At 59.7% G+C, this 21,291-nt stretch carries 18 protein-coding genes and 2 pseudogenes; 18 read left to right on the top strand and 2 right to left on the bottom strand.

Annotation, left to right across the window (positions count from 1 at the left end):
* Nucleotides 1–97: 97 nt before the first annotated feature.
* The 18 genes and pseudogenes from LDL32_RS17200 to LDL32_RS17115 form a co-directional block, all read left to right on the top strand.
* Complete coding sequence (locus LDL32_RS17200) at nucleotides 98–1,036, top strand: cupin domain-containing protein (RefSeq protein WP_233069161.1); 939 nt, start codon at nucleotides 98–100, stop codon at nucleotides 1,034–1,036.
* 191 nt (nucleotides 1,037–1,227) lie between these two features.
* Nucleotides 1,228–1,620, top strand: coding sequence for a hypothetical protein (locus LDL32_RS17195; RefSeq protein ID WP_233069159.1), 393 nt, complete (start codon nucleotides 1,228–1,230; stop codon nucleotides 1,618–1,620).
* Nucleotides 1,621–2,420: 800 nt separating this feature from the next.
* Nucleotides 2,421–3,854: a cytochrome ubiquinol oxidase subunit I gene (locus LDL32_RS17190; RefSeq protein ID WP_010516119.1), complete on the top strand. Its 1,434-nt coding sequence runs from the start codon at nucleotides 2,421–2,423 to the stop codon at nucleotides 3,852–3,854.
* Nucleotides 3,855–3,857: 3 nt separating this feature from the next.
* Nucleotides 3,858–4,877: a cytochrome d ubiquinol oxidase subunit II gene (cydB, locus tag LDL32_RS17185; protein ID WP_010516120.1), complete on the top strand. Its 1,020-nt coding sequence runs from the start codon at nucleotides 3,858–3,860 to the stop codon at nucleotides 4,875–4,877.
* The gene (locus LDL32_RS17180; protein WP_010516121.1) at nucleotides 4,864–5,013 is read left to right on the top strand and encodes a hypothetical protein; all 150 of its coding nucleotides are present in this window, start codon (nucleotides 4,864–4,866) and stop codon (nucleotides 5,011–5,013) included. Before cydB ends, LDL32_RS17180 begins: the two co-directional genes overlap by 14 nt.
* A 55-nt stretch (nucleotides 5,014–5,068) precedes the next feature.
* On the top strand, nucleotides 5,069–5,572 hold the full coding sequence (locus LDL32_RS17175; RefSeq protein WP_010516122.1) for a nitrate reductase associated protein: 504 nt from the start codon (nucleotides 5,069–5,071) through the stop codon (nucleotides 5,570–5,572).
* Nucleotides 5,573–5,595: 23 nt separating this feature from the next.
* Nucleotides 5,596–7,899: an FdhF/YdeP family oxidoreductase gene (locus tag LDL32_RS17170; RefSeq protein WP_233069158.1), complete on the top strand. Its 2,304-nt coding sequence runs from the start codon at nucleotides 5,596–5,598 to the stop codon at nucleotides 7,897–7,899.
* 14 nt (nucleotides 7,900–7,913) lie between these two features.
* On the top strand, nucleotides 7,914–8,999 hold the full coding sequence (moaA, locus tag LDL32_RS17165) for a GTP 3',8-cyclase MoaA (protein WP_010516124.1): 1,086 nt from the start codon (nucleotides 7,914–7,916) through the stop codon (nucleotides 8,997–8,999).
* 12 nt (nucleotides 9,000–9,011) lie between these two features.
* Nucleotides 9,012–9,674: an NTP transferase domain-containing protein gene (locus tag LDL32_RS17160; RefSeq protein WP_010516125.1), complete on the top strand. Its 663-nt coding sequence runs from the start codon at nucleotides 9,012–9,014 to the stop codon at nucleotides 9,672–9,674.
* Entirely contained in the window at nucleotides 9,662–9,904 is a 243-nt protein-coding gene (locus LDL32_RS17155; protein WP_010516126.1) for a MoaD/ThiS family protein, read from the top strand. Before LDL32_RS17160 ends, LDL32_RS17155 begins: the two co-directional genes overlap by 13 nt.
* Nucleotides 9,901–10,323, top strand: coding sequence for a molybdenum cofactor biosynthesis protein MoaE (locus tag LDL32_RS17150; protein WP_010516127.1), 423 nt, complete (start codon nucleotides 9,901–9,903; stop codon nucleotides 10,321–10,323). Before LDL32_RS17155 ends, LDL32_RS17150 begins: the two co-directional genes overlap by 4 nt.
* A 38-nt stretch (nucleotides 10,324–10,361) precedes the next feature.
* Nucleotides 10,362–11,180, top strand: a complete 819-nt coding sequence (fdhD, locus tag LDL32_RS17145) for a formate dehydrogenase accessory sulfurtransferase FdhD (protein WP_019091902.1) — start codon at nucleotides 10,362–10,364, stop codon at nucleotides 11,178–11,180.
* Nucleotides 11,181–11,297: 117 nt separating this feature from the next.
* Nucleotides 11,298–11,777, top strand: coding sequence for a LysR family transcriptional regulator (locus LDL32_RS17140; RefSeq protein WP_233069147.1), 480 nt, complete (start codon nucleotides 11,298–11,300; stop codon nucleotides 11,775–11,777).
* 432 nt (nucleotides 11,778–12,209) lie between these two features.
* Nucleotides 12,210–12,362, top strand: coding sequence for a hypothetical protein (locus LDL32_RS17135; RefSeq protein WP_233069146.1), 153 nt, complete (start codon nucleotides 12,210–12,212; stop codon nucleotides 12,360–12,362).
* A 322-nt stretch (nucleotides 12,363–12,684) separates the two neighbouring features.
* Nucleotides 12,685–13,461, top strand: a complete 777-nt coding sequence (locus LDL32_RS17130) for an ImuA family protein (RefSeq protein WP_159264396.1) — start codon at nucleotides 12,685–12,687, stop codon at nucleotides 13,459–13,461.
* Nucleotides 13,361–14,899 carry a DNA polymerase Y family protein gene (locus tag LDL32_RS17125; protein WP_255673798.1) on the top strand — a complete coding sequence of 513 codons (1,539 nt, stop codon included), beginning with the start codon at nucleotides 13,361–13,363 and terminating at the stop codon, nucleotides 14,897–14,899. Before LDL32_RS17130 ends, LDL32_RS17125 begins: the two co-directional genes overlap by 101 nt.
* Complete coding sequence (locus LDL32_RS17120) at nucleotides 14,896–17,829, top strand: IS110 family transposase (RefSeq protein ID WP_233066064.1); 2,934 nt, start codon at nucleotides 14,896–14,898, stop codon at nucleotides 17,827–17,829. The genes LDL32_RS17125 and LDL32_RS17120 overlap by 4 nt, the downstream gene beginning before the upstream one ends.
* 335 nt (nucleotides 17,830–18,164) lie before the next feature.
* Nucleotides 18,165–19,514 (top strand): annotated as a pseudogene (locus LDL32_RS17115) (OB-fold nucleic acid binding domain-containing protein); the annotation flags it as partial.
* Nucleotides 19,515–19,654: 140 nt separating this feature from the next.
* On the opposite strand, the pseudogene LDL32_RS17110 reads toward LDL32_RS17115, so the two are convergent.
* Both LDL32_RS17110 and LDL32_RS17105 read right to left on the bottom strand, forming a co-directional pair.
* A pseudogene (locus tag LDL32_RS17110) lies at nucleotides 19,655–19,984 on the bottom strand (SDR family oxidoreductase); the annotation flags it as partial.
* Nucleotides 19,985–20,050: 66 nt separating this feature from the next.
* Nucleotides 20,051–21,265 carry an IS256 family transposase gene (locus LDL32_RS17105; protein ID WP_233069144.1) on the bottom strand — a complete coding sequence of 405 codons (1,215 nt, stop codon included), beginning with the start codon at nucleotides 21,263–21,265 and terminating at the stop codon, nucleotides 20,051–20,053.
* Nucleotides 21,266–21,291 lie beyond the last annotated feature (26 nt).

Below are 21,291 nucleotides of genomic sequence, written 5' to 3'. Positions count from 1 at the left end.
TTCGGATCGGGCTCTTAGGTAGCTGGAGCAATGCCAGGCCGGTTATCCAGAGCATCGCGTGCCATTATCTGGCTCCGCGACAGAATGGAGAGCAAAAATGGATAGTCTGGTGATTGATCCCAGGAACGACGTGCGTGACACCGTCGCCCAGGGGCAGTTCTATGAGTATAGCAAGGCCGCCAATCCGATCCGGCCGACCTTGACGCCGCGTGTCCCCTACCACTTCTTTTCTCCATCGCTGTATGCGGACGGAGAAAGTCGGATCGTTCCTCTTGATCTGAGCACAGCTTTGAAGTGTCCGGGTCCGGCAACAGGTCCCGGCTTGCTGGCAAGCTTTGTCCGCATCAACGCAGGCGATACGATCGAAATGGAGCCGAATGCGACATCGATCGTGTTCTATGTCATCCGTGGCCAGGGGCGCGCCGTCAACGGCGATGTTGCGTTCGAGTGGAACCATGGCGACTTCTTCGCTGTTCCCGCCATTGACGGCGCCACGCTTACGGCCTCGTCTGACGCTGCGCTTTATGCAGTACACGATGCGCCGCTGCTGACCTATCTTGGTGTGCGCGTTGATACGGCCCGGTTCCGCCCTGTTCTGTTTCGATCCGCGGATGCGAACCGGGAACTTGACCGGGTGAGGCGCTCACCAGCAGCTGCGGAGCGGAGCCGTATCAGCGTTCTGCTGGCTGCCGAAGAGTTTCCGTTGACGCGGACTGTTACGCATACCCTTTGGGCGATGTATGGGACGATTGGTGCGGGTACCGAACAGAAGCCGCACCGCCATCAGTCCATTGCTTTGGATTATATCGTCGAGTGCGAGCCGGGCTGCTATTCCCTGGTTGGCACCGAACTCGACGAAAACGGCCAGATCAAGGACCCCACGCGGGTAGACTGGGAATCAGGATGCGTTTTTGTGACCCCGCCGGGCTACTGGCATGCGCACTTCAATGAGTCCGGTGCTGAGGCCCGACTGATCCCGATACAGGACGCCGGCCTGCAGACGTATCTCCGCACGTTGGATATTCGGTTCGCCTGAGGATGGGATGCGCAAGGAAGTCACACATTTTATTGCGCATCTTTCATGACTTCTTCAGCGGGAGGGCGTCATGTTAACGCTCTTGTGCTCTCCCGCCCATCATCTCCGCTGCAGCGTCTCCTCTATGAGCACCTGGAGTAATCGAAGTTGGCGACACGACCGGCATCGCTGGGGCAAGGAGAATATTGAGATTGCGGCGCCAGATCTTAAGATATTTTCTTGACTGGTCGGGTCGTAAGAGAATGAAAACGGGTATGAAAGCCTATGGGATATTGAGTCTGGTTGTGTTGCTGACCGACTGCACATGGCCTGCGGATGTCGATCAGGCCTATGATCGACGCTTGGCACGAAATCATTTCAAGCGTCTTTCATCTGACGAATTTCATGCGCAGTCATGGTCGAAATCCATCGAACCCAATACGTTGCAGATGATGATGCTGAACGGAACCCCGGTTTACGTGTTTTATGATACACATGTCTGTCACTGTGCTTTTGTTGGGGATAATTCAAGCTATCTCCAGGTTCAGGATTTTTCCCGTGCAGAAATGGCAAAGATCCAGCCAGAGTCCACGTATGTTCAGTAGTGTTATTACTATCCGGGAAATGTCCTGCCACGCTCTGCCCGGTTCGCGTTAATCTAATATGATACCGTCCCGTATGGCGATATCGCTATGCTCGGGCATGCTCGAGGTAATAATAGAGATACTGACACGAACGTATTGCTGGCGTTGGTTCATTTCCAAATAAAGAACCCTAGTCGTTTGTTGCGTCGTGCACGGAGCCCTACGCTGTGCGGTTGACTGGCAGGTTCCAGGCGGGATCATGCAGATGACTGATATTTGTCTTCCGATGTGCCCTGAGAGTTTAAAGCACACAAAACCAGCCACCATCTCTTAAGGGAACTCCAAGATTAGCGTCACATCGCAAAACGTTACGGCCATCACGCCGGCATTTTTTGCGGCCATGCGTCTCGCATTTCCATTCAATTCCGTATGATCAGGAATGCAGACATAACAGGTCTACGGGGAAGCTCTGCCTCGTTTGCATCATATTCAGAATGGATAACTGAAGCAACCGATGCGGCCGTGATGTGCCTAAAAGCCAGAGAACTGCGCTAAATATCGTATGATCGGGGATTGATATTTCCGATTGTCTATGTTTCCATATAACTATACATATCGTATAAATGGCGCAGTTATAAACGCTGCTTATGATTTTATGTATAATGCCTCTTGGACGTCATACGTCTGATTGATCTATTACCGTTTCCACGACACCGGAGCATGTAGCGGCCTTTCTGGCCAGTTCATTGCTTGCGGAACCACTATGCCGAGAATTTATTTATATTTTCTATTTCTCTCGTCATAAGTTTTGGAAAGTATCGATGCAGTACGCACATGATCCAGCACTCCTTCTGGCGCGCTTTCAGTTCGCCTTTACCGTAGGCGTCCATATCATTTTTCCGGCCTTTTCAATCGGGCTGGCGGCTTATCTGGCTGTTCTGGAGGGGCTGTGGCTCAGGACCGGACGATCCGTATTCCTTGACCTGTACCGGTACTGGATCAAGGTATTCTCCATTGTCTTTGGCATGGGCGTCGTCTCGGGACTGGTCATGTCGTATGAGTTTGGCACCAACTGGTCGATCTTTTCCAAAAAAGCCGGGCCGATTACCGGCGTGCTGCTGTCCTATGAGGTCATGACCGCCTTTTTCCTCGAGGCAGGCTTCCTCGGCGTCATGCTGTTCGGCATGAACAAGGTGGGGCGCAAACTGCATTTTGCAGCCACATGCTGCGTATCGGTCGGCACCCTGATTTCCATGACATGGATCCTGTCCTCCAATTCATGGATGCAGACCCCGCGTGGTTACACCATTGACCCGACCACCGGGCGCTTCATGCCCGCTGACTGGCTGGCCATTATCTTCAACCCGTCCTTTCCGTTCCGCCTGGTGCATATGGGTCTGGCGGCGTTCCTGTCGGTTGCCTTCATCGTGGGGGCCACGGGGGCGTGGCATATGCTCAGGGCCCGCAAGGCCGGAAAGATCTCCAGCGAGCCGGTGCGGGTCATGTTCTCCATGGCCATGTGGATGGCGGCGATCGTAGCCCCCCTCCAGATCCTTGCTGGCGACGCGCATGGCCTGAACACGCTCAAATACCAGCCCGCCAAGATTGCTGCGATGGAAGGGGACTGGGTCTCGGAAGATCATGCGCCCGAACTGCTGTTCGGCATTCCCAACATGAAGACTGAGCATACGGATTATGCTGTCAAACTGCCGCTGGCCGGATCGCTGATCCTGACGCACCGCCTGAACGGCAAGGTGCCGGGCATGAAGGACTTTCCGCGTGACCAGCGGCCGCCTTCACCGGTCATTTTCTTCTCCTTCCGCATCATGGTGGCCCTTGGCATGCTGATGATGCTGGTGGGGCTGTGGTCGCTGTGGTTGCGGCGCAACAGCACCCTGTTTACCAATCCGCTCTTCCACCGTGTCGCACTCTGCATGGCACCTGCGGGCTTCCTGGCCCTGTTGTGTGGCTGGATCACGACCGAAGTGGGGCGCCAGCCATGGACGGTCTATGGCCTGCTGCGCACGTCTGACAGCGTATCGCCCGTTGCCCTGTCTTCCCTGGCGTTTTCAATGACGGCGTTCGTGGTGGTCTATGTGCTCGTGTTCGGGTCCGGGATGGGCATTCTGGTGCGCATGCTGGGCCGTGCGCCGCAGGAGGGTGAGCACGATACCCCGCCATCTCACGCATCCGGGATTCTGGCCACCAGCATGCATCCAGGCGTGATTGACCCCTCTGCTGGCAAAGGAGCCTGAGGCATGATGGACTTCGCATACTGGCTGCCCATCGTGTGGGCCGTCATTCTGGTGGCTGCCATTTCGATCTATGTGGTGCTTGACGGCTTTGACCTTGGCATCGGCATGCTGTTCGCGCTTGAACGCCACCCGGAGCGTCGGGATGTGATGGTCAACACCATCGCCCCCGTCTGGGATGGCAACGAGACGTGGATGGTACTGGGCGGGGCGGTGCTGTACGGCGTCTTTCCCGGTGCCTACGCCACCCTGCTGCCCGCCTTCTACCTGCCGATCGTGCTGATGCTGCTGGCCCTGATCTTTCGCGGCGTGGCGTTTGAGTTCCGGGTCATGACACGCAGCACGGGACGGGAAGGGATGTGGAATGCTGGCTTCATGGCTGGCTCCGCCATCGCCGCCTTCTGCCAGGGCGCGATCCTGGGCGGGGTGGTGCAGGGGATCAGGGTTGTGGATGGCGCCTTTGCCGGTGGCCCGCTCGATTGGCTGACCCCGTTCAGCATCCTGTGTGGCCTGTCCGTCATGTGCGGTTACGCCCTGCTGGGGGCAACGTGGCTGATCTGGCGCACCACTGGCGTGCTGGAAGCATCATGCCGCCGCTGGGCTGCCCGGCTGGCCGTGGGCCTGTTCATCGGCATCGTGGCGGTCAGCCTGTGGACACCGCTGCTGCATGCCCCCTACCTGCGCCGCTGGACCGACTGGCCGAACATCGCGTTCGTCGCCCCCGTGCCGGTGCTTGTGGTGGTGCTGGGTGCCCTGTTTGTGATGGGGCTGCGCAGGGGGCACACGAAGGGGCCGTTCCTGTGCGCGCTGGGCTGGTTCTTCCTGTGCCTGTCCGGGCTGGGGATTACGGTATGGCCCTATGCCGTGCCGCCGGGCCTGACGCTGTGGGATGTGTCCTCCCCGCCATCGAGCCAGTTCTTCCAGCTAATCGGCACCGCCATCCTGCTACCGATCATCCTGACCTACACGATCTATTCCTACCATGTCTTTCGCGGAAAGGTGACGGAAACCGATGGGTATCACTGATATTGTCCAGGGGAACGGCGATAACGCGCCACCACGCGCCGGGGCACGGATTGCATGGTTTGTTGTGATCTGGTCGTTGAGCACCGGCGTGTTTTTCGGGGCGGCATCCCTGCTGCACCTGATCGTTCCCAAATAAGACGGGCGGCAGGGCCGCCTGATATTCCCCGCCTTCCGATAAGGGATCTGGTCCAATGCTTTTTGACTTTGAACGTGACTTCGCAGGCTCCCTGCGGTGCATTCCAATGATCGCGCGCCAGAAGCTTGATATTGTCGGCATCAAACTAAGCCTGCGCCAGTGGAGCCGCTTTACACGCGAGGAAAGGGGTCAGCTTGCCGACCTGCCGTGCGAGACCGCGCCCGAACAGGCCGCCTACCGCATACTGGTCGCCCACCTGATCGCAACCCGCAGCGACGAACCGCTGCGCCAGCTTGCAACCCGTGGGCTGGAAGCCTGGCGCGATGCGGACCACATGCCCGATGCGGTCAGGACCCAGGCGCAGGCTGATGGCATAGCGCCCCCAACGCCTGCGCAATGGGCCGCCCTGCAGCCGCTCCAGCGATTTGCGCTGGTCAAGCTGGCCCGCTCAAAGCATGAAAATGAAAACTTCGTGCCCGCCATGCGGGAATTCGGCCTGCTGCAACACCATGCCGGGGTGCTACATGATGCGGGTGCCCACACACGCCTGCCCAACTGAATGAAGCCGAGAGGGTCAAGAGCATGAGCAACGAAAAAACGCCTGAATACAAACCCTATCATCATCCGGCAGGTGGGTGGGGGGCGGCCGGGGCCACCGCGAAAGTGCTGATGGAGCAGAGCGTGCTGGTCAAGGGATCGCGCGGGCTCTTGTCCATGAACCAACCGGGCGGTTTCAAATGCCCCAGCTGCGCATTTCCCGACCCCGATCATCGCAAGACGCTGGAATTCTGTGAAAACGGGGCCAAGGCGCTGGCGCATGAAGCCACAAAGGGACGTGTAACGCGGGAATTCTTTGAAAAATACACCGTCACCGAACTGATGCAGAAAAGCGATTACTGGCTGGAAATGCAGGGCCGCCTGACCGAGCCGATGCGCTACGATGCCGAAAGTGATCGCTACGTGCCCGTGGCATGGGATGACGCCTTTGCCCTGATCGGCCAGCACCTGCGTGCCCTCGACAGTCCGCACCAGGCCGAGTTCTACACATCCGGCCGCACGGCGAACGAGACCGCGTTCCTGTATTCAATCTTCGTGCGTGAGTTCGGCACCAACAATTTCCCCGACTGCTCGAACATGTGCCACGAGCCAACCAGCCGTGGCCTGCCGCCTGCCATCGGCATTGGCAAGGGCACGATCGTCATGGGCGATTTCGAGCATGCCGAAGCAATCTTCGTGGTGGGCCAGAATACCGGCACCAATTCGCCGCGCATGATGACCAACCTGGTGGAAGCCCGCAAGCGCGGCGTACCGATCGTGCTGATCAACCCGATGCCCGAGCGGGCGCTGATCCGCTTTACCGAGCCGCAGGACATCTTGCAGATGGGCACGTTCGGCTCGACCCCGATTTCCAGTGAATTCGTGCATGTGCGCATCGGTGGCGATCTTGCCATCTTCAAGGGCATGATGAAGGCGCTTTTTGAGGCCGAGGCGCGCGGCGAGAACGTGCTGGACCTTGACTTCATCCACGAACACACCGCAGGCATCGAAGCCCTGCGTGATGATGTCATGGGTTGTAGCTGGGCGGACATCACCCGCATCTCGGGCATAACCGAGGAGCAGATCCGCAAGATCGCGGATATTTACATGAAATCCAATGCCACGATCATCTGTTATGGCATGGGGCTTACGCAGCATCAGGAAGGATCGCGCCTGATCCAGCAGGTGGCCAGCCTGCTGCTGCTGCGCGGCAATTTTGGCAAGCCCGGCGCCGGTATCGCGCCGATCCGTGGCCATTCCAACGTGCAGGGCGACCGCACGGTGGGCATTGATGAAAAACCGACCCAGGCCTATCTGGACCGCGTGCGGGATGTCTTCGGCTTTGAACCACCGCGCGAGCATGGGCACCACGTGCTGGAAGCGGTCGAGGCGATGGAAGCGGGCACCGCCAAGGTATTTTTTGGCATGGGGGGCAATTTCATCCGCGCCGTGCCCGATACGGACCGCTCCTACGCCGCCATGCGCAACCTCAACCTGACGGTGGGCGTGGCGACAAAACTGAACCGGGGGCATCTGGTGCATGGCAGGGACGCGCTCATCCTGCCGGTTGTCGCCCGCTCGGAAATCATCCGCACGCAGGCAGGCGAGCAGTTCGTGACCATTGAGGATGCGATGGCGAATGTCACGGCATCGCGTGGCGTATTCGAACCCGTGAGCGAACACGTACTGCCAGAGACCGAGATCGTGTGCCGCATGGCTATGGCAACGCTGCCCAACTCCCGCACGCCGTGGGCGGATTATATGGTCGACTACACGCTGATCCGGGACAGGATTGCCGACGTCTATCCTGAAATCTATGCGGATTTTTCCGAAAGGATCAAGAACCCGCATGGCTTCCACCTCGACATTCCACCCCGTCGCCGCGTGTGGAAGACGCCTAATGGCAAGGCGAATTTCCTCGTGCTGCCGGGGCTGGAAGTCGATGTGCCGGTCAAGGACCCGGCCATGCTGCGTCTGGCCACCATCCGTTCGCACGATCAGTACAATACGACCATCTACAGCAACAGTGACCGTTACCGCGGCGTGTACAACACCCGCCTCGTCATCTTCATGAATAAAGAGGACATGGCAGAACGCGGTCTGGCGAATGGTGATGTGATCGGGCTGGAAACCTATAGCGACGACGGGGTCAGGCGCTATGTCGATGGCCTGAACGTGCTCGACTACCCCATGCCGCGCGGTGCCATTGCCGGATACTACCCGGAACTGAACCCGTTGCTGCCGCTGAACTATTTTGACGAGATCAGTGGAACGCCCGCAGCGAAATCCATTCCGGTCAAGGTTGTGGAAAGTGTTGCATCCGCACCGCACATCCGGATTGCGGGCTGACAGGGCAGGCGGCCATGGATGACGATCAGAACAGCCGCGCGGCCCGCGCCGTGCCGCCTGTCGACCAGCTTGGCCGCCCGCTGCGTGACCTGCGTATTTCGGTCATGGACCGGTGTAATTTCCGGTGTCCCTACTGCATGCCCGAAGCGACCTATCACGAGGGCTTCCGGTTTCTTGGCCCGAAGGAACGGCTGGATTTTGACGAGATCGAACGGATCGCGCGGCTTGCCGCCGAACTGGGTGTGACCAAGATACGGCTGACCGGCGGGGAACCCCTCCTGCGGCCCGGTCTGCCTGATCTTGTGCAGCGCCTAAGCGCCCTGCCGGGCATTGACGATGTGGCGCTGACAACCAATGGCGTGCTGCTGCCGCGCTTCGCTCCAGCCTTGCGCCAGGCGGGGCTGCGGCGCGTGACGGTCAGCCTCGACAGTCTTGATCCTACCGTGTTCGCCCATATGAGCGGCGGCAGGGGTGATCTCCCTGCCGTGCTGGAGGGCGTCGATGCCGCATGTACCGCAGGCTTTGAAGGCGGCGTCAAGATCAACACCGTGGTTCAGCGGGGCGTGAATGATGCGGGCGTGCCGGATATTCTGGCACGCTTTCGCAATACGGGTGTAACGGTCCGGCTTATCGAATACATGGACGTGGGCAATCGTAACGGGTGGGAGCGTGCCGATGTCGTGCCCTCAGGCGAACTGCGCGCCCGCATTGCAGCACGCTGGCCCCTTGAAGCGCTGCCGCCCCGCTATCACGGTGAGGTGGCCCGGCGTTACCGCTATGTGGACGGGGCAGGGGAGATCGGGTTTGTCTCGTCCGTTAGCGCGCCATTCTGTGGTGCATGCGCGCGGGCGCGGCTGTCTTCTGACGGCAAGCTTTATACCTGTCTTTTCGCTACGACCGGCACGGATCTGCGCACGCTCCTGCGCGGGCGCGCCAGTGACGCGGAAGCTGACAGACAGTTGCGGGCAGCCCTGTCGCGGATCTGGCGCCACCGGACGGATCGCTACAGCGAGGAACGCACGCGTCAGCCGGCATTCTTGGTCAGCGGGGAAAAGGCATCCCGGCAGGAAAAAATCGAAATGCATTATATCGGGGGATGACATGGATTTTTTATGCGCATCCCAATCTTCTCCGGCCAGCAGGTCATGACGGCATTACTGTATGGGCTGGTCCTGGCCGGTGGTGAAAGTCGCCGCATGGGGCAGGACAAGGCGGCCCTGTCCTATGCTGGCCGCCCGCAGCTTGCCCGTGTTTTTGACCAGCTTGAGCGGCATGTTGGGCGCTGTTTTATCTCGATACGGTCTGATCAGGGCCATGATCCGCTTCGGGCGTCCTATCCCTGTATCATGGACGGGCAGGAGACCAAGGACATGCTTGACGGCGGGCCAATGGTCGGCGTGCTGTCGGCTCATATGGCTTATCCGGATGTGGCATGGCTTGTTGTCGCCTGCGACCTGCCGATGCTGGATGATATGACGCTTGCAACCCTTGTTCAGGGACGCGACGCGGATCTGGCCGCCACGGCCTATCTGAGTGAGAGCGACGGATTGCCCGAGCCACTGTGTACGATATGGGAGCCCGCGACACTGGCCGCCCTGTACAGGCAGGCGGCAAGGCAGAAGATCCGGCCACGCCAGATGCTCACCCATTCAACGGTTCGTCTCCTCGAAGTAAAAAAAACAGGTGCGCTGGAAAACGTCAATGCACCTGATGAACGTGACCGGGTGTTGAAACGCCTTGGATGTTCTGATCAGGAAGTAAAATGCCCAACATAGAGTTACAGTATTTCGCCCAGCTTCAGGATGAAGTCGGACGGGCACACGAAAGACGGCACACATCGGCCCCGACGGCCGCCGCACTGTATGATGAACTCCGTGCTGCATACGGCTTTGCGCTGGCGCCCGCCTGCATGCGTGTTGCGATCAACGCTGCCTTCGCCCCGTGGGAGCAGCCTCTGGGCGAAGGTGATCATGTTGTCTTCATACCACCGGTGACAGGCGGATGAGCGACTTCATCATGGCGGATGCGCCGGTTGACATCAGCGCCCTGCGCAGGGCGCTGATGGTTCCTGAAGCAGGCGGATTCTGTTCTTTTGAGGGATGGGTCAGGGAGACAAACGAAGGTCAGACCGTGTCCGGCATCGATTACAATGCGTTCGTCCCACTGGCGCTGACGGAAGGGCAGGCCATCGTGCAGGAGGTGAAACAGCGTTTTGCCATCTGCCGTGCAACCGCCATGCATCGGACTGGGTACCTGCCGGTCGGTGAAACGGCAGTATGGATTGGTGTCTCCGCTGCCCATCGCGATGCGGCTTTTAGTGCCTGCCGTTACATCATTGATGAAATCAAGCAGCGCGTTCCGATCTGGAAAAAGGAGCATTATGCGAGCGGTGAGGTCGGATGGGTGCCGTGCCACACCCTCTGACTACTGAACCGTGCCCACCTGAGTTCGAGGCTGCCGTAATGTCCACTCTTTTTTACTCGCTAGATGTCAGTGCCCTGTCCTGTCCGAATGAGAACTTCAGCCTGAACGTGGCAGAAGAAGTACCGGTCAGCCTCCTGTTCAACGGGATCTTTCCGTATGGCACAATGATGATGACGCCTGCAGATCTGGAGGACTTCGCCCATGGATACTGTATAACCGAACAGATCGTCGGTTCAGTCGCAGATATTCGTTCGGTGAACATTGTAGCAGCCGAAGACGGTCTGACCCTTGATATTTTTATAAAGGGCAGGGCGCTGACGCGACTCATGCGCCGTAATGTCCGCATGCAGACAGGGCATTCGAGTTGTGGCATATGCGGCAGTGAGACTGTACCGGAATATGACGCTGTAGCAGCAGCCCCGTTGGGGGAGGGGCCATCCCTATCGGTAACAGCAATACGCAATGCATTGCATGAACTGCGGAAGTGGCAGACGCTGAACGCGGCGACACGGATGGTCCACGCCGCTGCATGGGCGAATAATAACGGCAATATTCACATGATCCGGGAGGACGTGGGCCGACATAATGCGCTTGATAAACTGATTGGTGTGCGTGCGAGCCACCCCGACGTTTTCCACGAGGGTTTCTGTCTGCTGACAAGCCGGTATTCGTTTGAGATGGCGCTCAAGACAGTGCGGGCCGGTATTGCCGTCGTGGTCGCGATTTCCGCCCCGACGTATCGCGCCTTCCGTACCGCTGAAAAGATGAACCAGACTCTAATTGCCATTGCGCGACAGGACGAGCAGACGCTGTTCTGCGGCGGCAGGCGTCTTACGGGATTGTATCCCACATCCTGAACAAATAAAAAGCTTCCATTATCCTGTTCGTTCCGGAACATGAAGAAAATTATCACATCCATAGGGAAATGATCGCGCGCCCCGGTCGCCAGCGAGTATGTATTCGCGGGGTATGACATGTTTCTCAAGCAGTTGTACTATCTTCGGGAGATAGACAAATTCAAGAGCTTCTCGCAGGCGGCGGCTGCATGCAACGTATCGCAGCCATCCCTTTCACGTGCCATACGTGTCATGAAGGAAGAGCTTGGCGTTGTTATTGTCGACCGGAAGAGGAAAGTGTTTGGCCTGACGCCGAAAGGTGTCCAGATCCTCAGATGGGGACATGAAATTCTGCGAGGAGTTTTAGAAATCCAGAATGTCGTCTCCCTATCTCATCAGAAGCTGGCTGGTACAATTAAAATCGGCGTAGTTCCAATTGCAGTTCATGTCATTCCTCTTCTGATGGATCTTGTGAAGGATCATATCGGGGATTTCATCTGTGATGTTCTGATTCTGTCTAATGCCGAGATCATTGAAAAGCTGAATATAAAGCAGATAGATATCGGGATCATGTATTGTGAGGAGTGTCCCAAAGCCCCGGCCTTTGTCATGCATTAACTTTATAAGGAAAAACAGGTTCTAGCTGGCGCTAAATCTTACGATTTCCCGCCTGGCGATGAGATTAGCTGGGAAGCCGCAGCACAGTTCCCTCTTATCTTGCTCAGCCGGAGCATGCGTTGCCGGAAATTTGTCGATGTGGGGTTCCGAACTGCAGGCGTAAAATCGATAGTCTGGCCTGAGATTACTTTCCTGGAACTGATTCATGCTTCAATCATGATCTGCCACACCCGCCGACTTCATATTTTACATTTGGGCTACGCGCATAAATCTGTGCCTCGAGTTTGCCGCGTGGGTCATTTCATGTTTCGAGGATTTGGCAACGTCAGTCGAGAGCGCAGAGATTCAGATATTTTGACGGGCGGGAACAGTTCGGCTTTGTGAATAGACCACTATTTCCCATCTGGCGGACGCTCAGGTTCGGAAAAGGCTATGAGCGACATCACACAGCAATGCTTCGCCCTTTTCCAGCGTCGCTACCACGGCGAGGCGGGAGTGCGGATATTCGTATTGGCCCGATCACCGGTGTTGGAGAAAATGTCCGATAAAGGCGGAAGATTGGATTGGCGGTACGTTCAGGCGTGATTCTGTCCGCCTCCCGGATCCCCTGCTGGCTACTGGTTATCGCATAGAGGTTGCCCCTCACGCTTTTCTTTCGCGAGTCCGGATATGAGTGCCCTGCCGGGCAGTATCCACCCTGCAGGATGGGGATGGCCGGACTGTTCCTGATAAACCCCTGCAATCCAGACAGTTTTCATCAAGCCACGATCGGCCGACAGGCCTGTACCCGCGTCCGGATCACAGTCGCTTTTCCAGGATGGGTTGACATTCGTCACCGTACCAGAACAAATAACGAACACAATCACTGATTCCATGCCAGAAACACCCGAATGGACTGTCCGACCCCATGCCCGCATCTCAACCACGTCCCGCGCTGGAGGCGCTGAGAGCACAGGTCAGCCGCCTCGAAGGCCAGGGCCGGCGCAGGCGGGGCGTGCTGCCCTTCGGGGTGCCCGAGATTGACGGTCGCCTGCCAGACGGCGGACTGGCGCTGGGCGCGCTGCATGAAGTGGCAGGCGGCGGCCATGACGCCCTGAATGCAGCGGCATCCGGCCTGTTTTCCGCCGGAATCGCAGCGCGGACAAGGGGCAAGGTACTGTGGATCGCCACCCGTCAGGACCTGTATGCCCCCGCACTGCAGCAGGTCGGCCTGTCGGCGCGACGGACCATCTATGTCGCAGCCAGTTCGGACGTCGATGTGCTGGCCTGTTTCGAGGAGGCATTGCGCCATCAGGGGCTGGGCGCAGTCGTCGCCGAGGTGGCCCGCCTGTCCATGACCGCGTCACGTCGCCTGCAGCTGGCGGCCGAGACATCCGGCGCACTGGGCATCGCCATACGGCGCTGGCGGCGGCAGACGGATGCGGCGGATTTCGGCCAGCCCACCGCTTCGGTCACCCGGTGGCGGGTATCCGTCCTCCCATCCGTGCCGCTGCCAGTGCCCGGCGTCGGCCGGTCCCGCTGGCTGCTGGAACTGATCCGTGCCCGCGCGGGCGAATGCGCCGATTTTGAAGTGGAGGCCTGTGATGCCAAAGGGAGACTGGCACCGTGTCGTCTCGCTCTACCTGCCGCTCTGGCCGACAGACCGGCTCAGGAAGCGGCTGGGAACCGACGCGCCCGCGCCTGACCGCCCGCTGGCGCTCGTCGGACGGGAAGGGCGGCGACGGGTCGTGCTATCGGTCGATCTCGCCGCCCGCAGGCTGGGCCTGCGTCCCGGCATGCCTGTTGCGAAAGCGCAGGCGCTCCATCCCGATCTGCTCATCATGGATGCCGACCCGGACGGTGACCGGGCAGGGCTGGAGCGGCTAGCGCTGTGGTTCCAGCACCGCATCGCTCCCATCGTGGCCCCCGATCCACCCGACGGCATCGTGCTGGATACGACCGGTGCCGATCACCTGCATGGGGGCGAGGCCGTCATGCTGGAGAACATGGTCACCCGCCTGAAGAAGTCCGGAATGACGGCCCGGGCCGCGATTGCCGATACATGGGGTGCCGCCCATGCGCTGGCGCGCTATGGCCGGGGACGTATCACCCTCGTGCCGCCCGGTGAGACGGCGGCAGCGATTGTCGACCTGCCCATCGAGGCCCTGCGCCTGCCAGAGGATATCATTGATGGCCTCCATGGGCTGGGCGTGTCACGCATCGGCCCGCTGGCCGGTATGCCGCGCGCACCGCTGGCCCTGCGCTTCGGCCTGGATGTCGCCCGCAGGCTGGACCAGGCTTTCGGGCGGCAGGCGGAAGCCATTGTCCCGGTCCGGCTGCAGGCGCCGGTGCAGGTCAGCCGGAACTTTGCCGAACCGATCAGCGCAGCCGAGACCATTGCCCGCTACATCACCAAACTCGTGCCGCCCCTGTGCGCCGGGTTGGAGGAACGCGAGCAGGGCGTGCGCCGCCTCGACCTGCTGCTGCACCGGGTGGACAGCCGAACCGAGGCCCTGCGCGTGGCCACGGCCCTGCCGGTGCGGGATGTCAGACGCCTGACCCGTCTGCTCTGTGACAGGATCGAGACCATCGATCCGGGCTTCGGGATCGAGCGCATGGTGCTGACCGCGTCGCTGGCCGAGCCGATCCTGCACCGCCAGGGTGTCTCCGCCCTGATCGAGGAAGAAGAGGCCGACGTCTCCGACCTGATCGATACCCTGGCCAACCGCGTCGGCACGCAGGCCCTGTATCGCTTCGCCCCGGTGGAAAGCGATGTGCCAGAGCGGGCCGTCTGCCGCGTGCCCGCACTCGCACCCGAGGACGGAAAGGAGTGGCCGGATCACTGGCCGCGCCCCACGCGCCTGCTGCCCCGTCCCGAGCCGATCCAGACCATGGCGATGTTGCCCGACCATCCGCCGGTCTTCTTCATCTGGCGCGGCATCCGCCGCCGGATCAGATGCGCCGATGGCCCTGAGCGCGTGTTTGGCGAATGGTGGAAAGGGGATGCCGAACTGACCACCGTGCGGGACTATTTCCGGGTGGAAGATACCAGCGGCGAGACATTCTGGGTTTACCGGACCGGGGATGGCGAACATGGCGAGACCGGTTCGCAGGGCTGGTTCCTGCACGGTCTCTTTGAATGAGCGTGCAGTACGTCGAACTGCAGGTGACGAGTTATTTCTCGTTCCTGCGCGGCGCGTCCTCACCGATTGAACTGTTCGAGCAGGCGAAGACCCTTGGCATTGAAGCGCTGGGCATCTGCGACCGCAATTCCCTGGCGGGCATGGTGCAGGCCCATGTCGCTGCCAAAGAGACCGGCATCCGCCTGGTCGTGGGCTGCCGTCTGGACCTTGCCGATTTCGCGCCCGTGCTGGTCTATCCGACGGACCGAGCCGCCTATGGTTGCCTGTGCCGGCTGCTCACCCTTGGCAAGGCCCGGGCGGGGAAGGGGAAATGCCATCTGCTCTGGGAGGATCTGGTGGCATGGGGCGAAGGGCTCCTTGTGATCCTGCTCCCGGACACGGCGGATGATGCCTGCGCCCTGCATCTGCGCAAGCTGCAGGACGCCTTTGCCGACCGGGCCTATATGGCGCTGACCCTGCGGCGCCGGCCCAATGACCAGATGCGGCTGTATGAACTGGCGAACCTCGCCCGGCAGGCGCGTGTGCCAGCGGTCGTGACCAATGACGTGCTGTTCCACACCCATGACCGGCGCATCCTGCAGGATGTGGTGACCTGCATCCGCAACCACACCACCATCGACGAAGCCGGGTTCGCGCGTGAGCGCCATGCGGACCGCTACCTCAAGCCGCCTGCAGAAATGGCCCGGCTGTTCAGCCGCTATCCCGAAGCGATCGACCGGACCCATGAGATCGTGACCCGTTGTCGCTTCAGCCTTGATGACCTGGCCTACCAGTATCCCGACGAGGTCTCCATCCCCGGCCTGACGCCGCAGCAGGCGCTGGAATCCCTGACCTGGGAAGGGACGGCAACGGCCTATCCCGAAGGCATTCCGCCCGAGGTCAGAAAAACCCTCGACCATGAACTTGCCCTGATCGGGCGCATGGATTACGCGCCGTATTTCCTGACCGTCCACAGCATCGTCCGTTACGCCCGCTCGCAGGGCATCCTGTGCCAGGGGCGAGGATCGGCGGCCAATTCCGCTGTCTGCTACGTGCTGGGCATTACCGCCATCGATCCGGCACGGACGTCGCTGCTCTTCGAGCGGTTCGTCTCCGAAGAGCGCCGCGAGCCGCCCGATATCGACGTGGATTTCGAGCATGCGCGCCGGGAGCAGGTGATCCAGTGGATTTATGGTCATTATGGCCGCAACCACGCCGCCCTTACGGCCGTGGTCACGCGCTACCGTGCGAAGGGGGCGCTGCGCGATGTCGGCAAGGTCATGGGCCTGCCCGAAGACCTGATCCGCACCCTGTCCGGGCAGATCTGGGGCTGGGGGCGCAAGCTGGATGAGGACGCGCTGGATGAAACGGGGATCGACCTGTCCGACCGGCGGATCCGGCTGACGCTGGATCTGGCCCGGTGCCTGATCGGCGTGCCGCGCCACCTGTCGCAGCATCCCGGCGGGTTTGTCCTGACCCATGACCGGCTGGACGAACTGGTGCCGATCGAACCGGCGGCCATGGACGCTCGCCAGATCATCGAATGGGACAAGGACGATATCGACGTCCTGAAATTCATGAAGGTGGATGTGCTGGCCCTTGGCATGCTGACCTGCATGAAGAAGGGGCTGGACCTTCTGGCCGAACACAAGGGGCAGCATTACACGCTGCAGACCATCCCGGCCGAGGATCCGCGCACCTATGCCATGATCCGGAAGGCGGACACGATCGGGGTGTTCCAGATCGAGAGCCGCGCGCAGATGTCCATGCTGCCGCGGCTCAGGCCCCGGGTGTTCTATGATCTGGTGATCGAGGTGGCCATCGTCCGGCCCGGCCCCATCCAGATGGGGTGGACGGCCTCCATGCGACATCAATGTGCCATGATGAGGTCGGAAGACCATTCAGAGGAGACCGCCCGGATGAAAGTTACCATAATCGGCCTGGATATCGCCAAGTCTGTTTTTCAAGTGCATGGCACGGACGCAAGCGGAAAATGTCTGCTCAAGAAGAAACTCGGGCGGAGTGAAGTTATCTCATTCTTTGAAAAGCTGGAGCGCTGCCTGGTCGTACTCGAAGCCTGTAGCACGTCGCATCACTGGGCTCGTGTCATCCGTGACACCGGTCATGAGGTAAAACTCATTCCCCCTGAAATGGTCAAACCATTTGTCAAACGTGGCAAGAAAAACGATGCTGTTGATGCCGCCGCGATTTGTCTTGCCGCGATCCATCCCGACACGCGCTTCGTCCCGATTAAAAATCGGGAGCAGCAAAGCCTGTTATCGCTGCACTCAACTCGTACCCTTCTGGTCAAACAGCAAACGATGCTGGTGAATGCGTTGCGTGCACTTGCAGCGGAATTCGGTTTGATTGTTCCCCTTGGAAATGCCCGTCTCCCCGAACTTCTGGCGAAAATCGAAACCTCATCCAATCTGCCTGATGCCCTGAAACAGACAACCATGCTGCTCTTTGAACAGTATGGTCGACTGAACGAAAGCATAGAAAACCTGGAAGGAGGTATCCGGACACATGCCAAACAGGATGAAGATGCTCGCCGTCTTTTGACCATCCCGGGCATTGGTCCGGTAACCGCCTCCCTGATTGTCGCGTCTGTTACCGATATTGGGGCTTTCGATACGGCCCGGCACTTCGCAGCCTGGCTTGGTCTCGTACCGCGCCAGCATTCATCGGGCGGAAAAACCCGATTGGGCAGAATTACCAAAACGGGCAACCGGGAAATAAGAAAGATGCTCGTTCTGGGCGCAACATCCATGCTTTACCGCGCACAGAAATGGGATAGCGCTGCGGGAGTATGGCTTTGCAAGCTTCTGGAACGTCGCCCGGGCCGTCTGGCAACCGTGGCGTTAGCCAACAAGCTGGCCCGGATCATCTGGGTTTTGTTGTCGCGCAAAGAGATCTATCGTCCGGCCGGTCGCAGTGTCGCTATAGTCTGACATGTACCACCAGGATGATGGATACCGGAATAAGCTCCGGTAGATCCGGCAGTATGCACTGACCGCGTGATGGGAAAGACTGTAATCAGAAGCAGTTCAGGCAATACCGAATGTCCCCATGTGCCATTGAGCACGAGATCCAGATTGGTGCCTGACACGCAAGCGAACACCCATGATGGCCAGCGAAGGATTTCGCATAAACAGGCCGGACATAAGGGCGCATCTGACCGGATCTCCACATCATGACAGTATCAGTGCATTTCGCTGGAGCGAAAATACGCAGAAGAAAGATACGACAATGCAATCAATGTGACCTCTTGCATCGTAAAGGCCGTCCACATAAGGGCGACATGGTGCATCCCTATCTGCGCCGGCGGGCCGGGCAGGAAAAGGAAGTCTACCCGACGCCGGAACTCGAAAAGGTGCTCAGGAAGACGCTGGGCATTCCGCTATTCCAGGAACAGGTGATGCAGGTGGCCATGGTCTGCGCCGGGTTTTCGGCCTCCGAGGCCGACCAGCTGCGCCGCGCCATAGCCACCTTCAAGAACACCGGCACGGTCTCGCGCTTCCGCACGCGCCTGATCGAGGGCATGACGGCGCGCGGTTATCCCGAGACCTTTGCCGAGCGCATTTTCCAGCAACTGGAGGGGTTTGGCAGTTACGGCTTTCCCGAAAGCCATGCCGCCTCATTTGCCATCCTTGCCTATTCGTCATCCTGGATGAAATGCGCCAATCCGGATGTGTTTCTGGCAGCCCTCCTGAACAGCCAGCCCATGGGATTCTACGCCCCGGCCCAGCTTGTGCGCGATGCGCGCGAGCACGGGGTCGAGATCCGACCGATCTGCATCAACGCCTCGCGCTGGGACAGCACGCTTGAAGGCCCGGAGCGGGATGACGGGCTGTTTGCCGTCCGTCTGGGTATGAACCTGGTGAAAGGGCTGGCCAATGAGGATGCCGCCCGCATCGTGGCGGTGCGGGGCAACCGCCCCTTTGCCTCGGTCGACGATTTGTGGCGTAGGGCAGGGGTGAAGGGGGTGGCCCTGACCCATCTGGCCGAGGCGGACGCTTTCCGGCCGGGGCTGGGTCTGGCCCGGCGCGAGGCGCTGTGGGCGATCAAAGCACTACGTGACGAACCTCTGCCGCTGTTTGCCGCGGCCGCCGTCATGCGTGAGGCGGAAGAACCTGAGGTGCTGCTCCAGCCCATGCGGGACGGGGCTGAGGTCGCGCGCGACTACAACCGCACTGGCCTGACCCTGCGGGATCATCCCGTGGCTTTCCTGCGCGATGATCTTAGCGAACGCGGGATGGTGACGTGCCGGCAGGCCCTGGAGGCCCGGGACAGGAGCAGCCTGTCGGTGGCAGGATTGGTGCTGGTCCGTCAGCGGCCCGGTTCGGCCGAGGGCGTGGTGTTCATGACGCTGGAGGATGAGACGGCGGCGATCAACGTGATTATCTGGCCCGATATGTTCGAGCGTTTCCGTCGTGTAGTCCTGTCAGGACAGATGCTGGGAGTTGTGGGGCGACTGCAGAAGGAAGGGGAGGTGGTGCATCTCGTGACGCGTGAGATCGTGGATCTTTCCCACCTGCTGGCCGATGTGGGGAATCGGTCGCTGCAGGCTTTCTCCAACCTAGATCAGGACAGGTCTGTCGAAAATATCTTTGTGAAGGCCCGGAATTTTCATTGAATGTTGTGTCAGCAGGATAATCCAAGTTCGTGATGTCTGCTTACGCCTTCATCCCAGTCATCCGCTCGGTCATAGCCCGTTCCGCAAAGCAGACGTGGCCATGACAAGCAGGGAGAGAGTGGAAAGCGGAAATGATTTGATCAGGCGGGAAGTACTACGCTTTTCCCACCGTCTGCCATTGTGATCGACCCGACCATGAAGCTGGCCTCGTCGGATGCGAGAAAGGCGATCACCCTGGCGATCTCCTCTGGTTGAGCCGCGCGTCCGATAGGAGCGTGTTTGCCATAGTCCGCAAGGGCTGATGGGCCGTCCGCGTGAATATGGTTGAGAATATTGGTGACGGTATCTCCCGCGCCCACGGCATTCACCCGGATCCCATGACCAATTGCTTCCACTGCGAGTGTCCGAGTGAACTGGGCAAGGGCACCCTTCGACGCGGCATAAGCTGCGATCGATGGAAAGGTCTGAAAGCATGCATAGGATCGGGAGTGTCCTGAAGTCTGTGTATCTGGCCTGGCCCATGGGTTTTCAGATACTCAAGCGGCGAAGCGCTCGCCGAACATTATGGCGAACTGGTTGCGGGCTGCAAACCATTCCCGAACATTCCGCCCGTCTTTCTCGAAGCTGCGGATCGCCAGGTAGATCAGCTTCGTTGCGGCATCGTCGGTCGGGAACGAACCGCGCGTCTTGATCGATTTGCGGATGACCCGGTTCAGGCTCTCGATGGCGTTCGTAGTGTATATGATCTTGCGGATCGCCGGATCGAAGGCAAAAAACGGGATCACTTCTGGCCATGCCCGGCGCCATGCCGGGGCGATCGACGCGTATTTCCCGGCCCATTTCTCCTCGAACGCATCGAGCTCTGCGGCCGCCATGTCAGCGGTCGCCGCCCCGTAGATCCGGCGCAGGTCGGCAGCCACGGCCTTGCGGTCCTTCCATGAGCAGAAGTTCAGGCTGTGGCGCACCAGGTGAACAATACAGGTCTGAACCATCGCCTCGGGAAAGGCGGCGGTGATGGCCTCGGGAAAGCCTTTCAGCCCGTCCACGACCGCGATCAGGATGTCCTGGATGCCCCGGTTCTTCAACTCGTTCATGACCGAAAGCCAGAATTTGGCGCCTTCATTCTCGGCGATCCAGAGCCCCAGAACCTCGCGCACTCCCTCGCGGGTGACACCGAGAGCAACGTAAACCGCCTTGTTTTTAACGGTCCGGCTGTCAGCATCGCGGATCTTTACCCGAAGGGCATCGAAGATCACGATGGGATACATCCGATCCAGCGCCCGGCCCTGCCACTCCCGGACCTCGTCCAGCACGGCATCGGTGACGCGGCTGATCAGGTCGGGAGAGACCTTCAGGCCATAAAGATCAAGCAGATGGGTCTGGATGTCCCGGACCGTCAGACCGGCGGCATAGAGACCGATGATCCTGTCGTCGATCCCGTCGATCCGGGTCTGGCCCTTCTTTATAAGCTCCGGCTCAAAGCTGCTGTCGCGGTCGCGCGGCACCGTCACCGGAAAGGCGCCGTCCTGGCCTTTCAGCACCTTGGTCGTGGAGCCATTCCGCCGGTTCGACTGGCCCGGCGGGGCAGCCTTGCCTTCCTCATAGCCCAGATGCGCGCTCAACTCTGCACCCAGCATACGCTCCATGAGCCGAATTTTCAGCTCCTTCAGCAACCCGCTGTCTCCGAGCAGGTCTTCAGGACGCTTCACGCCCGTCAGCAATTCGTCGAGGATTTCCATCGAGATGGTCATTCATACTTCCTTTCGGTGAAGTATGG

The organism is Komagataeibacter sp. FNDCF1, assembly GCF_021295335.1.
In the GTDB taxonomy this organism is placed as follows: domain Bacteria; phylum Pseudomonadota; class Alphaproteobacteria; order Acetobacterales; family Acetobacteraceae; genus Komagataeibacter.
This window is presented reverse-complemented; position numbering and strand designations above follow the sequence as displayed.